Genomic DNA, 14,758 nt, shown 5'->3' on the forward strand with positions numbered 1-14,758 from the left:
ATGGCCAAACAACGCGCAAGAAATCTGCTCGAGATATTCGTCCGGCACAAAAACGCCGCCAATCTTTTGATGGTGTTGCTGATCTTGTTTGGCGTTTGGGGCATGTCCAAACTCAATCGTCAGTTTTTCCCTTCGCTTGAAGTGGGCGTGATCAACATCTCAATGAGTTGGTCAGGCGCTAGTGCTGATGACATCCGCAAAAACTTGCTGCAAGTGGTGGAACCCACCGTGCGGTTCTTGGATGGTGTGAAATCAATGTCCTCCACCGCCCGCGAAGGGCGTGGCACCATCACGCTTGAATATGAGCGCAATACGGACATGCGCACCGCCGAAGCGCAGGCTGAAGAGGCGGTTGCTGCCATAACCAATTTGCCAGAAGATGCAGATGCGCCTGAAATTGACCGTCCGAAATTCTTCGACCCGATTGCCGATATTGGCATTTCTGGCCCATTCCCCGAAGCGACCTTGCGCAAATATGCGCGTGATATTCGGGACGGGCTGCTAGATGCAGGCGTCGATCGCGTTACTTTCACTGGCTATCGTTCGCGCGAAATCCGCGTGTTGGTCGACGATGCGAAATTGCGTCAGCTTGGCCTCACAACCGCTGACTTGTCCCGCATTATCGCTTCAAACACAGCGGACAAACCTTCGGGTACTTTGGAAGGGGATTTGGAAGCGCAAATTCGAGCGATTGCCAAAGACGTCAATGTTGCGGAACTTGCCAATTTAGAAATTCGCACCTCACCGACAGGCGAGAAGCTATTGCTTGGCGATGTCGCGACCATCGAAGACGGCTACGACAATGATCAGAGCGTCGGCTATATGCGTGGCCAGCAGGCGATCCAATTGTCAGTTTCCAGATCTGCTACTGCGGACACGGTGGAGAGCTTTGAAAAACTAAATGGCTATCTTGAAAGCATTAAGGGTGAACTGCCTGCGACGCTGCAAATCGAAGTGTTTAATGCAGCCGCCGAATTGGTTGAAGATCGCTTAGGTCTGCTTATCAAAAACGGACTTTGGGGCATTCTTGGCGTACTCGTCATCCTGTTTATCTTCCTCGATTTCCGTATTGCTTTTTGGGTTGCCGTGGGCATTCCCGTATCGATTTTGGCAACGCTTGGGGTGATGTATTTCACCGGCCAAACCATCAATATGATCTCGATGTTTGCGTTGTTGCTCACGCTTGGGATTATCGTGGATGACGCAATTGTGGTGGGTGAACACACAGCCACCCGATACGCTATGGGCGATAGTCGGCAAGAGGCGGCAATCGCTGGCGCTGGCCGCATGGCTGCGCCGGTTATCGCTGCATCCCTAACCACCATGGCGGCTTTCGGCCCGATCTTGCTGGTGGGTGATGTTATTGGGCAAATCCTGTCCGCCCTACCGATGGTTGTTATCGCGGTGTTGATCGCCTCGCTTATCGAGTGTTTCTTGGTGCTCCCGGGCCACTTGTCACACGCGTTACCACGCGAACGCAAAGCCCCTGGCTGGTTCCGTCGCAATTTTGATAATGGCTTTGATTTCTTCAAAGAGAAGATTTTCGGGTTTGTCGCTGACCTAACATATCGTTGGCGCTACGCAACTGTTGCCTCAGCATTAGCGCTTGCCATTGTCGGCGGTGCGTTGATTCCTGCGGGCAAGCTTAACTTTGAGTTTTTCCCGTCGGTTGAAGGCGAAACCGTCAACGTCACAGCGTTCTTCCAACCCGGTGTGCCGCAGGATGCCATGTACGGGCTGATCGACCAGCTCGACGATGCGGTGAAAAAGGTCGAAGCTGATCTCACCCCGGAAGGCGAGAGCCTAATCGTGACGACTTTTGCTTCGTTGGATATGGAAAATGGCCGTGCAAATCTGTCGATTTTCCTCACGCCTGCCGAGGCGCGCTCTGTGCGCACCAACCAAATTGGTCGGGCAATTCGCGAGAACATCCCAACCATTGCTGGGGTCGATAGATTGTCAGTGCGCGAACCACGCGGTGGCCCTCCGGGGCGGGCAATCGACGTGCAGTTCTTCGGTGCAGAAACAGCGGTGCTCAAGCAAGCATCCGAAGAACTTCAGGCGATCCTAGAAGGGTTTGAAGGGGTGCAAGCCATTTCGGATACCCTGAACTACGGCAAACCCGAATTGGTGTTGGAATTGACCCCACGTGGCCGCGCGCTTGGCTTCTCGCTTGATAGTCTGGGCTCGCAAATTCGTGACACATTTGAAGGCAATTTAGCCCGTCGCGTTGCCGAGGAAGAAGAAGAGATTTCCATCCGCGTTGAGCAAGTGTCCGACGCAACAGGTTCCGCTGCTTTGCGTGACTTGTGGGTCCGCTCAGACGCGGGCAACTTCGTGCCGCTGGCTGAAGTGGTTTCCTTTGCTGATCGTCAGGGCTTTAACCGCATCAACCGTGAAGAAGGCAAAACCGTTGTTTCGGTTCGCGCTGACACGGACACAACCATTGTGCAAGGTGCAGAAGTCATCGAACGTCTGCAATCGGATCACATGGACGCCATCGCGTCAAAATATGGTGTCGAATATAGTTTTGGCGGCACGCAGGCTGAACAAAACGCCGCGTTTGGCGACCTTCAACTTGGCGGCCTGATCGCGCTTGGCATTATGTATGTCATCATCTCATGGATTTTTGCCTCATACTTTGCACCCCTTGCGGTCATGCTGATCATCCCGTTTGGCGTCGTTGGCGCAATCTGGGGCCACTATATTATGGGCTATAGCCTCACCATCATTTCCATGATGGGCCTACTTGGGTTGGCCGGTATTTTGGTGAACGACTCCATTGTTTTTGTCTCGCGATTGCAGGAGCGCGTGCAAGAAGGCGACAGTTTGGAAAAAGCAGCGACGGGCGCGGCAAGGGACCGCTTGCGCGCAGTGCTTTTGACCTCGCTCACCACCATTGGTGGACTAACACCGCTTCTGTTCGAAACAAGTCTGCAAGCGCAGTTCCTGATCCCCATGGCCATCACCATTGTGTTTGGCCTTGGACTAGCAACGACTTTGGTGCTGTTCCTTGTGCCTGCCTTTATCGGCATTGGCGCAGATATTGGCGCATTCTTTGGTTGGTTGTTCCTTCGAAAAGGCGCACCAACCTTCCGCGGGATGTTGCGCGGTGACCACCACACCGTGCCCCGCGGTCCTGAACTGGAGGGTTAGAAAGGGCTTAGTGCGTCAAGCGCCTCTGATTTGAGGTGGAAAGAAGCGATTGCGGCTGGTGGCGGGTAATGAGACCAATTCAGACATTGGTTCATAGTGTAAATCTGCGTGGACTCCGGTCAGCCCTTCGGGGTCTTATCATGTTTTTTCAACATTAGTAGTGCGCGACAAGTGTCAAATGCGACTACGAACGGAAAAACAACCAATAAAATGGCAAGCCCCGAGCCATATCGAGAGTTCCAACCCGATGCGACAAATATATAGAACAACAAAACAACGAACCACATTACCATGGCGCGTACGTTGTTTTTGATCCTTGCTGGTGGATCGTTGGTCTTTCGCAAGTTTTTACTCCAATCTACCTTCATCCAATTCCCACTGTATCATCGCTGACAAGTGCGGATGTAATCATTTTGCAACCTCGTCCACTTTGCCGACATTCGAGTACCGCGCTAGCCTATCAGTTTTTAACTTCTCCAGAAGCGCGGCAAAAACACCACGATCACTGTGAAAATCTCCAAGCGCCCAACAATCATGCCGGTGGATAATAGCCATTTCGAGATATCGGGCAGGGATGAGAAATTGCCCGAAGGGCCAATGATGTCGCCCAGGCCGGGGCCAACGTTAGAAATGGCCGTGGCTGCGCCAGAAAATGCAGTTAAACTATCAAGTCCGGTGAGGCTAAGGGCCAGTGCAAGCACCATAAAGGCTGCGATATATAAGAAGATAAAGCTCATCACCGAGGCTGAAACATCGTCGGTCAAAATGCTTCCATTGTAGCGTTTCACAAATACGCCAGATGGGAATAATATTTCGCGCACATGTTGTTTGAGGTCTAAAAACAGCACTTGGAACCGAAAGATTTTGATGCCGCAACTTGTCGAGCCTGCGCAGCCGCCAATAAAGGTGATGATGAAAAAGGCCGACACGGCAAACCCGCCCCACTGGCCATAATCCGTGGTGGCATAGCCAGTGCCGGTCAATATGGAAATCACTGAAAACAGTGCGTGACGAACAGCGGTTTCGCCTTGCTCGATATTGTTCAGGATTTGGGTGAGCACCATGACAAAACTGAGCGCCAATATCAGCCCCATAAAGGTGCGCACTTGGCTATCGCGCAGCAACGGACGCCATGCGCCCTGCAACACGCCAACATAAAGCAAGAACGGCAGCGAACCCAAAATCATGAAGGTGATCGCTGTATAGTCGACCATCGCTGAATTGAACGCGCCGATTGAAGCATCGCGGGTGGAAAAGCCACCAGTTGCCACCGTCGTCATCGCGTGCACAAGCGCATCAAACAAAGACATGCCTGCCGCCCAATAGCAGATGGCACAAAGCAGGGTGAGCAGCAGATAGATCGACATCATGCCCGAAGCGATTTGCGCCGCGCGCGGCAAAATCTTGTCCGGCGTGTCAAAGGCTTCGGCCTTAAACATCTGCATGCCACCAATTTGCAGCATGGGCAAAACGGCAACCGCCATCACGATGATACCCAAGCCGCCAAACCATTCAAGCAGGCCACGCCACAACAAAATGCCGGGCGGCAGATTATCGAGTCCGGTGATCACGGTGGCGCCGGTGGTGGTTAGCCCGGACATCGATTCAAAAAACGAGTCCGTATAGCTCAAGCCAAGTTCAGCCCAGTAAAAGGGCAGGGCACCAAACATCGCCAACACAACCCACACCAAAGCGGTCATCAAGAATGCCTGGCGGATGGTCAATGCGCGATCACGTTGATAGGTCGCAGCCCATGTGCCCGCCCCCAAAAGTGTGGTGATGAGCCCAGTTGTAACGAACACAATCCAGTCGGGGTTGCCCACAAGCGCATCGGCAATGGCTGGCAAAAACATAGAGCAGCCAAGCGTTGCGGTCAGCACGCCGATAATCATCAAAACGGGGCGAATTTCCATATATGCTGTGCCGTGTCCGATATTGCTTGTCGCTAGAGATATAAAGCCCTAGCACACTCTTTGATAACAAGAAAATGACCAATTCACTTTGCCACAATGTGTTAGCTTGTGTTCAACGACCAAAGAAAAGGAGCAATGTGTGCTCGACGGATATGCCCGCAAAATCATAGATGGCCCGCTCAATATGGTGGGCAAGCAGATCGCCAAGACCGGTGTCACCGCCAATCAGGTCACGCTGGCAGGGCTCGTTCTGGGGCTCATCGCTGCGCTTCTTATTGCGTTAGGCAATGTGCAAGCCGGGCTTTGGATCTTGTTGATTTCGCGTGTGGCAGATGGTCTTGATGGCGCCGTGGCGCGGGCCACCCACAAAACCGATTTTGGCGGGTTCTGGGACATCGTGGCCGATTTCTTCTTCTACGGCGCGATCCCTGTCGCTTTTGTTATCCTTGATCCAACCAACAACGCAATTGCGGGCGCTGTTTTGTTGATGTCGTTTTACTTTAATGGCGGCACGTTTTTGGGCTACGCCATTTTGGCGGAAAAGCACAAATTGAGCACAGAGCAGCGCGGATCAAAGTCGCTTTATTTCTCAACTGGATTGCTTGAAGGCACCGAAACAATTGCGTTTTTCGTCGCGTGTTGCGTGTGGCCGCAACATTTTGCCATCATGGCTTATTTGTTCGCTGCGGCGTGTTTTTACACCGCAGCATCACGTATTTGGCTGGCTTATCAGGAATTCTCAACCCGCTAGATTTGGTCCAATGCGAAGGCAAAATCATCGATCAAATCTTGCCCGTCTTCCAAACCAACCGACAAGCGCAACAGTTTGCGGTTGATGCCAGCTTCTAGCCGCTCTTCTTCAGAAAAGCGCTGGTGCGTGGTAGTCGCTGGGTGCGTGATGATTGATTTTGCGTCGCCAAGGTTGTTGGAGATTTTGATCACGCTTAGCGCATCAGCCAATTTGAACGCGTTTTCTTGATTATCGCCTGACCCGTCGCCCGCATTACTTTTTACTTCCATTGCCAACATGGTCGAACCAGCGCTCATCTGGCGCATGCCCAATTCATATTGCGGGTGCGATTTGTGGTGCGGATAGAACACCTTTTCAATTTTCGGATGATCGGCCAAAAAGTCAGCCAACGCCGCTGCTGATGCGGTCATTTTTTCAACGCGCAGCGCAAGCGTTTCCAAACCCTTGAGTAACACCCAAGCATTGAACGGGCTTATGGTTGGGCCGGTTTGGCGGATGATGGTATGCACATCCGCTTCGATCAATTCTTTAGAGCCAAGAATAACCCCGCCCATGCAACGACCCTGACCATCAATGTGTTTGGTCGCTGAATAGGTTACCAGATCGGCCCCAAGCGCCAACGGTTTTTGATAAAGTGGCGTTGCAAACACATTATCAACGATCAGCACAGCGCCATGGGCGTGGGCGATCTCCGCAACGGCTTTGATGTCGACCAATTCAAGCGTTGGATTGGTCGGCGTCTCAATGAAGATGGCTTTTGTGTTTGGCTTCATCGCCCGCGCAAAATTCTCAGGGTCGCGCCCATCAATGATGGTGGATTGAACGCCCCAGCGTGGCAAATAGTCTTCAACCACAAACCGACAGCCGCCAAACAATGCGCGAGATGCAACCACATGGTCGCCAGCACGCACCTGGCTCATTACCGCCGTGGTTACCGCCGCCATGCCCGTTGCTGTTGCGCGCGCAGCTTCTGCGCCTTCAAGCAAACACATCCGATCTTGAAACATATCGTATGACGGGTTGGAAAAGCGCGAATAAATATGTCCGTCATCTTCGCCCATAAACCGCGCTTCTGCAGCAGCCGATGAGTCATAGATGAAGCCAGAATTCAGATACAAAGCTTCAGACGTTTCACCGTGCTGGCTTCGGTTTGTGCCGCCATGCACCAACTGCGTTGCGGCGCGCTGGTTTTTCGGGTCCGCCAATGGGTTTTTTGCGTTGGCCATATTCTTGTACTCCAAACAAAAATGCCGACCCATTTTGGCCGGCAATACGGTCGACTTTAGCAACTTGTTTAAGGTGGCTGCAATCAGACCGGCCAAATCACCACCATTTCAGTGATCTAATGCCAATTGCACCTTGGCGTCAATGCCAATGATTGCTAGGGAAGAGGCAACAAGAAAGTATGGGCGGGGCAATTTTTTAATATGGCAAACGCAACAGGCATCTTTTCTGCGCGCATGATTGCAGACCTAAACGCTGCTGGGGCCATCAAGACATCAAAACCGTTTGACGATGATCAGGTGCAACCAGCCAGCTTGGACTTGCGGCTCGGCAATATCGCCTATCGCGTTCGCGCCAGCTTTTTGCCCGGACCAGGCAGTTCGGTGCAAGAGCGCATCAACGAGTTAAAGCTGCACGAAATCGATCTTACCATCGGCGCGGTGCTGGAACGTGGGTGCGTTTATATTGTGCCATTGATGGAAAGCTTGGCATTGCCAAAAAGCGTTTCAGCCACCACTAACCCAAAAAGCTCAACAGGCCGCCTAGATATCTTTACCCGCGTCATCACCGATCAGGGGCGCGCGTTTGATACGGTGCCTGAAGGGTATGAGGGCCAGCTCTTTCTAGAAGTCAGCCCACGCACATTCCCTGTGTTGGTGCGCCAAGGTTCACGCCTGAGCCAAATTCGTTTCCGCGAAGGCGATACCCGCCTCAACTTGGCGGAGCACCAAGCGTTGCATAAAGAGCAAACGCTCGTATTTGACGAAAATGCCCCCGTCGACAATGGCGTTGCTTTGTCGATTGACTTGCAAGGCGGTGATCGCGGCGGACTTATCGGCTATCGCTCAAAACGTCACACCGCGGTTGTGGATGTGGACAAAAAAGCGGCGCTGGATGTCTTAGATTTCTGGGAGCCGCTCTATGATCGCGGCACGGGCGAATTGATCCTTGATCCGGATGAGTTTTATATCCTTGTTTCGCGCGAAGCTGTGCATGTGCCACCGGACTATGCCGCTGAGATGGTGCCGTTTGACCCGCTCGTTGGCGAATTCCGTGTACACTATGCAGGCTTTTTCGATCCGGGCTTCGGCCATGCAGGCGCTGCGGGCGCTGGCAGCCGCGCGGTTTTGGAAGTGCGTTCTCGTGAAGTGCCATTTTTAGTGGAGCACGGCCAAACCATTGGTCGCTTGATTTATGAGCGTATGGCTGAACGTCCAGACAATCTTTATGGCGCGGACCTTGGATCAAACTACCAAGGCCAGCACCTTAAATTGTCAAAGCATTTCAAAGCGAATTAGGCATTACCGCTTTAACTTCACCGCAGTGCCATAGGCGAGTATTTCAGCTGCGCCTTGGGTGATCATTGAGGTCGTGAAATTCACCCCAATTATGGCATCTGCGCCTTGACGTTCCGCGTCACGAACCATGCGGTCCATGGCTTGCTCGCGCGCTTCAGCCATCAGTTTGGTGTATTCGCTGACTTCGCCACCAACCAAGTTGCGCAATCCCGCAATAATATCGGTGCCAACATGTTTGGCGCGGATGGTATTGCCTCTTGCAATGCCTAGTGTTTCAACGATTTCACCTTCGGCAACGTCAATGCCTGTTGTAATGATCACTGCGGCTACTCCTCAATATTCTTTTCGTAATAATTGTCTTCTTCGTTGGTCATGCGCTGATAAATCACGCGACCAAGCAGGCCAATGCCAATTGCAGCAAGAATAAAGAATGGCCAAAGCGGTGCGCCCGAAGAGGCGATGCCAAAAAAGATCATGCCGAAATAGGCAAGTGCCGCCAACACAACCAAAAGCAGTGCAATTTGTTCAAGTCTCATTTCGCCCTCCATGGACGTTGCATATGTGCATGTCCGTTAAGGTAGGGCGCATTTGTGTTGGCTACAAGAGCGAAGCCAATTTGTGTTGCGAAAATGCGCCACGGATGTTTTGGGATCCGTGACGCATTCTGCCTAGATTTCGACTTTCGGTTACAATAGGCCGGACTGAAAAATCTCAAAAACAATGTAGAGCGTTGACAAGTTCGCCAATCCAAATGCCGGTACGCGAGCAAATGGCAGGCCCGTATAGTAGAGCACGCTAAATAGTGCGCGGCCAATAATGATCAGCGTCGCCGCAAATTGAGCGCTGCTGCTATCAAGGCCAATAATGGCCGCAACGGCCAACACCGGCACGATGTAAGCTGCCGATTCTGTTTGGTTTCTAAATGTATTGGCGATGCGAATGGCGAGGGCGGATTGTTGAACGTCAGCATTGCGGTTCGACGAAAACCCATATCCAAACCCTTGGGTTGCGTAGGTGAAGAAGATCTGGTTGGCGAGCAGGATCATGGTCAGCAGCGTAAAAGCAATAAGTGCAGCGGTGAAGGTCATTCTTGTCTCCAGTTTTCAATTCGCGAGAACAAAGCAAATTCCAAACCGTTGTTAAATCTGAAATACCGATGCGCCGTGGTGCAGAATTGAACCAGCGTGGGAAGTGAGCAGTAAGGACTTGCAAAAAAAACTTATCCCCGCCCCAAAAGCTTGTGCGATGATGTTCTCACCTTTTCTTGAAACGGCTCAGGGCATTGACGAATGTCGGGCGGTGAGGGTTGTTGGTGTGGCGCTAGGGGGATTCCCTTTCGTCATGCTCGGGCTTGACCCGAGCATCCATGTTGCGGTGCTGTGTGGTAAAGCCGCTGTAAAGCTAACAATGCTTTGCCACTTGTCCGCTCATCATGGACCCTCGGGTCAAGCCCGAGGGTGACGATAGGAGAGTTGAGCTAACGGCGCCAATAGGTCCCGCATCAACCTCTCGTGGCGTAAACGCCACTTAGTTGTGCGGGACGGTGCGAGAGAGACATAATCTCCACCCGCACCACCCCGGACCCGATCCGGGGTCCAAAACATCCTTCAAAGAAAAGGGGATGGTTGAAAGGCAAGACGTTTGCCTTTCGCTTGAAAGTTAAATGTCCAGTCTGACGCCGAAGGCAGATGTCAGTCATTAGTGGGTTGGTTCCCATTGGATCAGCGATGATCTGCAATCTGGAGCAGTAATGTTCAAAACCACGGATTGTGATGCATTTAAAGAGGATAGACGGGTGAGCACCTCGGGGCATTTTCTTTTCAAGCAGCAAGCCATTTGCGCGAGGCGTTTTACGTCTCTTTACTAACTACACAGATGACGAGACCAAAAACGCCTCGCGTCCTGACATTTTTTCGTGCCGCCGTTGGTCGCTGACGCTACCGACCCCGGCACCCCCGCCAATTATCCCTCCAAAGCAAATCGCTTGTGGAGCTAACGCTGTTTAAGTTCATGCACCGGCGTCGACGCGCGCAAAGAGTTCGGGCATTCGCAATTTCAGCAAGACCAGGAACACTAGCGAACGTCCAATGAAGAAGCTGTGCAGTGCCCACCACAGGCCAGCAATGCCAATAAGTGGTGTTAGAACCGCCCAGACCACAGCAAATATGATGGTAGAAACGATCATCCCGTTGCGCATATCGGGGCCCATGGTCGCGCCGGCAAAGACGCCATCCAGCACAAACGCCAACACGCCAAATACCGGGGCAATAGCGGCGATGAACAGATAGTCCCTTGCCGTTTGGCGCACGACTTCTGAGGTGGTCATAAAGTCAATTATCGCGGGGCCAGCAATCATGAACAAAATGGTCAAACCGCCCGAAAGGATGAAGCCCCAAAGCGAGGAGAGTTTGATCGCATCAACAAATGCTGGGCGCCAACGTGCGCCAATCGCCTTGCCGCATAGCTGTTCTGAAGCGGCGGCCAACCCATCAAGAAAGAAAGCTGCGACCATCAAGAAGTGCAGCAAAATTCCGTTCGCCGCCAATATGTCGTCTCCCGCACGCGCGCCTTGTGATGCAAAGAATGAAAAGACAGCACTCAACAAAACGGATCGAATAAGGATGTCGCCGCTCAGGCTCAACAAGCGCTTGATTTGTTTAATGTTCACCAAGTCTGCTTCGGTCAACTTGCGCAACAATCGCGAATGGCCGCCAAGACGCACAACTGCCCATACGAGGCCGACCACCAGCATAATCAGTTGCGCGGCAACCGTTCCCCAAGCCACCCCGGCAATGCCCATTTCAAGACCGAAGGTGAACCAGATCGATAGGAGAATATTTGAAACATTGAGGATCAATTGCAAAATCAACGCGGTGAAACTCTCACCACGGCCAAGGAACCAGCCGACGAGTGCGAAATTCATCAACACGAAAGGTGCGGCCAACACACGGATGAAGAAATATGCCTTGAAGGCTTCAACAACGTCCGGACTTGCGCCATAGGCATAACCCGCAAATTCTGCGATTGGCACCATCAACGCAAGCACCAACAAGCCAGCCGCAAAGCCTACCGTTACGGCGCGCACCAAATGGGCCGCTTGCGCCGCGTCGTCACGTGCGCCAAAGGCTTGGGCGGTCAGGCCGGTTGTGGATAGTCGAAGGAAATAGAAAATGGCGGCGATGAAATCGAAAACCAAGCCGCCGAGCAGCAGGCCGCCAAGCAGATCAACTTCACCCAATCGCCCAACAATGGTGGTGTCTGCAATGCCCACCAATGGCTCGGTGACAAAGGCAACAGCCGTGGGTAGCGCAATGTGCCACACATCCTTGTGGCCCACTTTGAAGGGATAGCTCTTGGCTGTCATGTCAACTCACCCAATGGAAAAAGCACTCTCGTGCAGGATGCACAGCGCTTATTAGATTCTATTGAGCTGAGTTTAGCCGCCGCCGCCAATTAGGCAAGCAGCGGCCAATCAAATTATTTGATGGCGCTATGAAAGCAGCCGACGCCAAAGGCGAATGAAAATATAAAGGGGAAAAACAATTGCCGCGCCAAAGCCAAACCACACGCCAATGTCACCCATTAGGCCACCAAGATCTGCAAATGTGCGGCCCACATAGCTGCCCAAAGTGCCAAAAATTGTACCTGGTGTGATGTCCATCATGCGCATCACAAAGCCAACAATTAACGAAAGGATCGCCAGCTTAAAAAACACCTTGCGCGGACTGCCGCCAAAAAAGTCATGCTTGCGGTTTTCTTCGCGGTCCCGAAAATCTTCTGAATTGCTCATCATAGTTCCCCAAAAATTTAATTATGCCGAAAACGCAAAAACACTGGCGGTCAGCATATTGTGCGTTAAATATAGGCACAATGTCCAAATCAACAAGTTCCAGCACAAAAAATAGACCTGCGGACGCAGACTTGTTTGCCCATGCTTGGGGCTTGCCAGATGTTGTGCGGGACTGGTTTGTTGACCGCGGATGGGCGCCTAGGCAGCATCAACTGGATATGTTGGAAGCAGACAAAAGAGGCAAATCAGCGCTACTGATTGCCCCAACCGGTGCAGGAAAAACTCTTGCCGGGTTCCTGCCTTCAATTGCCGATTTGGCCGAGCAGCCATTTGACGGTATGCACACATTATACATCTCGCCGCTCAAAGCGTTGGCGGTCGATGTGGCGCGCAACCTGATGGACCCGATCAGCGAAATGGGGTTGAGCATTAAGGTGGAAACGCGCACCGGTGACACGCCGTCGTCGCGGCGCCAGCGGCAGCGCTTCCATCCACCAAATATCTTGATGACAACGCCTGAACAATTGGCACTGATGCTATCGCACAAGGAAGCGCCCAAACTGTTCGGCACGCTCAAGCGCGTCGTGCTTGATGAGTTGCACGCATTGGCGCTGTCTAAGCGCGGTGACCTGCTGGCGTTGGGGTTGGCGCGGATGGGCACGCTCTGCCCAGACTTGAAAATTTCGGCGCTCTCGGCAACGGTCGCAAAACCTGAAATGCTGCGCGATTGGATCGGGACGCCAAAGCCCGAGCGCGAGGTAGCATTCGTCACCAACACTGGCGGCGCGGACCCGGAGGTTGAAATTCTTGCCAGTGACGATCGGGTGCCATGGGCTGGCCACACAGCGCAATACGCAGTGCCCGAGTTGCTTGAGATCATCAAAAAGAACGGTACGACATTGCTGTTCGTCAATACCCGTTCTCAAGCTGAATTGCTCTTTCAGTCCTTGTGGGAGTTGAACGAGGACGGGCTCGCCATCGCGCTCCATCATGGGTCGCTTGACGTTGAACAACGCCGCAAGGTGGAAGCGGCAATGGTGGCTGGTAAGCTGCAAGCGGTTGTCTGTACCTCAACGCTTGATCTTGGGATCGACTGGGGTGATGTGGATTTGGTGGTGCAAATTGGGGCACCCAAAGGATCATCACGTCTGCTGCAACGTATTGGTCGCTCCAATCACCGCTTGGATGAACCGTCGCGCGCGCTGCTGGTGCCAGCCAACCGTTTCGAAGTGCTTGAATGCGAAGCCGCAAAAGAAGCGGTGAAAGAACGTGCACAAGACAGCGAAGACCCACAAGATGGTGGCTTGGATGTCCTGGCGCAACATGTGTTGGGCATGGCCTGCTCAGCGCCGTTCAATGCAGTTGAGCTCTATGAAGAAGTGATCCGCGCTTGGCCATATCGCGAATTGGAGTGGGAACAATTTGAGCGTGTCGTTGATTTCGTCGCAACCGGTGGATATGCGCTCAAAGCCTATGAGCGCTTTGCCCGATTGCGCAAAACCGAAGATGATACGTGGCGGATCGTTCACCCAAAAATTGCCCAGCAATACCGAATGAATGTCGGCACCATCGTCGAGGAGCCAATGCTCAAAGTGCGGTTGGTGCGGGCGAGGGGGCAAAGACGTGGCGCGACCACCGGGCCGATTGGACGTGGCGGACGGGTGCTCGGCGAAATTGAAGAATATTTCATTTCTCAACTTTCACACGGTGACACCTTCATTTTCGGTGGTGAAATCGTGGCGTTTGAAGCCATGAAAGACAATGAGGCATATGTGTCCCGTGCCGTGGCGAAGAACCCCAAAATCCCCTCATATATGGGTGGCAAATTTCCTCTGTCGACTTACCTTGCAGAGCGGGTGCGAAAATCTTTGGCGACGCCAACACTGTGGCAGCAATTGCCCAATCAAGTGAGCGACTGGTTGCGCCTACAACGCGATTTCTCAACACTGCCAGGCACTGATAGCTTGCTCGTTGAGACATTTCCCAAGGCCGATAAATATTTCATGGTCTGCTATCCATTTGAAGGGCGCCTGGCGCACCAAACATTGGGTATGCTGCTGACCAAACGGTTGGAGCGTGACCGCGCAAAACCGCTCGGGTTTGTGGCGTCGGAATATGCCTTGGCGATCTGGTGCGCGACAGACATTGGCGCACAGTTTAAGCGTGGGCGTTTGTCGCTCGACGAACTGCTTGACGAAGATATGCTTGGTGATGACTTAGAGAACTGGCTTGATGAATCAAGCCTGATGCGGCGAACTTTCCGCAATTGCGCAATCATATCTGGGTTGATCGAACGCCGCTATCCAGGGCAGGAAAAGTCGGGCCGCCAAATCACCATGTCGTCAGATCTGATCTACAATGTGCTCTATGAACATGAACCAGATCACATCCTGGTGCAGGCAACCCGCCGTGATGCATCGCGTGGACTTCTTGATATTGAGCGCTTAGGGGCCTGTCTAAAACGCATTCGCCGACATATAATTCATCGTGATTTGGAGCGAATCTCTCCGCTTGCGGTGCCGGTGATGTTGGAAATTGGCAAGGTGCCAATCTTTGGCGAAGGGCGCGAAAGCGTGTTGGCGGAAGCTGCGGAAGACTTGCTGCGCGAAGCGTCTGGGAACTGATT

At 52.7% G+C, this 14,758-nt stretch carries 11 protein-coding genes and 1 riboswitch; of the genes, 4 read left to right on the forward strand and 7 right to left on the reverse strand.

All coding sequences use genetic code 11. The annotated features are described in order from the left end of the window. On the forward strand, positions 1-3,156 hold the full coding sequence (locus QQL65_RS08980; RefSeq protein WP_284363789.1) for an efflux RND transporter permease subunit: 3,156 nt from the start codon (positions 1-3) through the stop codon (positions 3,154-3,156). Positions 3,157-3,623: 467 nt separating this feature from the next. On the opposite strand, the gene QQL65_RS08985 is transcribed toward QQL65_RS08980, so the two are convergent. Continuing rightward, positions 3,624-5,069 carry a TrkH family potassium uptake protein gene (locus tag QQL65_RS08985; RefSeq protein WP_284363791.1) on the reverse strand — a complete coding sequence of 482 codons (1,446 nt, stop codon included), beginning with the start codon at positions 5,067-5,069 and terminating at the stop codon, positions 3,624-3,626. A gap of 139 nt (positions 5,070-5,208) precedes the next feature. On the opposite strand from QQL65_RS08985, the gene QQL65_RS08990 reads away from it, so the two are divergent. Beyond that, on the forward strand, positions 5,209-5,820 hold the full coding sequence (locus QQL65_RS08990) for a CDP-alcohol phosphatidyltransferase family protein (protein WP_284363793.1): 612 nt from the start codon (positions 5,209-5,211) through the stop codon (positions 5,818-5,820). Here QQL65_RS08990 and metZ read toward each other — a convergent pair. Beyond that, positions 5,817-7,046: an O-succinylhomoserine sulfhydrylase gene (gene metZ, locus QQL65_RS08995; protein WP_284363795.1), complete on the reverse strand. Its 1,230-nt coding sequence runs from the start codon at positions 7,044-7,046 to the stop codon at positions 5,817-5,819. The two genes, QQL65_RS08990 and metZ, sit on opposite strands and share 4 nt — an antisense overlap. Before the next feature lie 35 nt (positions 7,047-7,081). Beyond that, positions 7,082-7,160, reverse strand: a riboswitch (SAM riboswitch). Positions 7,161-7,247: 87 nt separating this feature from the next. On the opposite strand from metZ, the gene QQL65_RS09000 reads away from it, so the two are divergent. Further along, positions 7,248-8,342 carry a 2'-deoxycytidine 5'-triphosphate deaminase gene (locus QQL65_RS09000; protein WP_284363798.1) on the forward strand — a complete coding sequence of 365 codons (1,095 nt, stop codon included), beginning with the start codon at positions 7,248-7,250 and terminating at the stop codon, positions 8,340-8,342. Positions 8,343-8,345: 3 nt separating this feature from the next. Here QQL65_RS09000 and QQL65_RS09005 read toward each other — a convergent pair whose 3' ends face one another. The 5 genes from QQL65_RS09005 to QQL65_RS09025 form a co-directional block, all read right to left on the reverse strand. Next, positions 8,346-8,663 (reverse strand): YbjQ family protein, encoded by a 318-nt coding sequence (locus tag QQL65_RS09005; protein WP_284363800.1) that lies wholly within the window; start codon positions 8,661-8,663, stop codon positions 8,346-8,348. Positions 8,664-8,668: 5 nt separating this feature from the next. Further along, on the reverse strand, positions 8,669-8,878 hold the full coding sequence (locus QQL65_RS09010; protein WP_284363802.1) for a hypothetical protein: 210 nt from the start codon (positions 8,876-8,878) through the stop codon (positions 8,669-8,671). A 150-nt stretch (positions 8,879-9,028) separates the two neighbouring features. Further along, the gene (locus QQL65_RS09015) at positions 9,029-9,430 is read right to left on the reverse strand and encodes an MAPEG family protein (protein ID WP_284363804.1); all 402 of its coding nucleotides are present in this window, start codon (positions 9,428-9,430) and stop codon (positions 9,029-9,031) included. Between the two features lie 920 nt (positions 9,431-10,350). After that, positions 10,351-11,706, reverse strand: coding sequence for an MATE family efflux transporter (locus QQL65_RS09020; RefSeq protein WP_284363806.1), 1,356 nt, complete (start codon positions 11,704-11,706; stop codon positions 10,351-10,353). Positions 11,707-11,832: 126 nt separating this feature from the next. Continuing rightward, positions 11,833-12,132 (reverse strand): hypothetical protein, encoded by a 300-nt coding sequence (locus tag QQL65_RS09025; RefSeq protein ID WP_284363809.1) that lies wholly within the window; start codon positions 12,130-12,132, stop codon positions 11,833-11,835. 80 nt (positions 12,133-12,212) lie between these two features. Here QQL65_RS09025 and QQL65_RS09030 point away from each other — a divergent pair, with 80 nt between their 5' ends. Continuing rightward, positions 12,213-14,756, forward strand: a complete 2,544-nt coding sequence (locus tag QQL65_RS09030) for a ligase-associated DNA damage response DEXH box helicase (protein WP_284363811.1) — start codon at positions 12,213-12,215, stop codon at positions 14,754-14,756. Positions 14,757-14,758: the final 2 nt, after the last annotated feature.

Origin of the sequence: Maritalea porphyrae, assembly GCF_030159895.1 — a bacterium.
GTDB classification, from domain to species: Bacteria; Pseudomonadota; Alphaproteobacteria; order Rhizobiales; family Devosiaceae; genus Maritalea; species Maritalea porphyrae.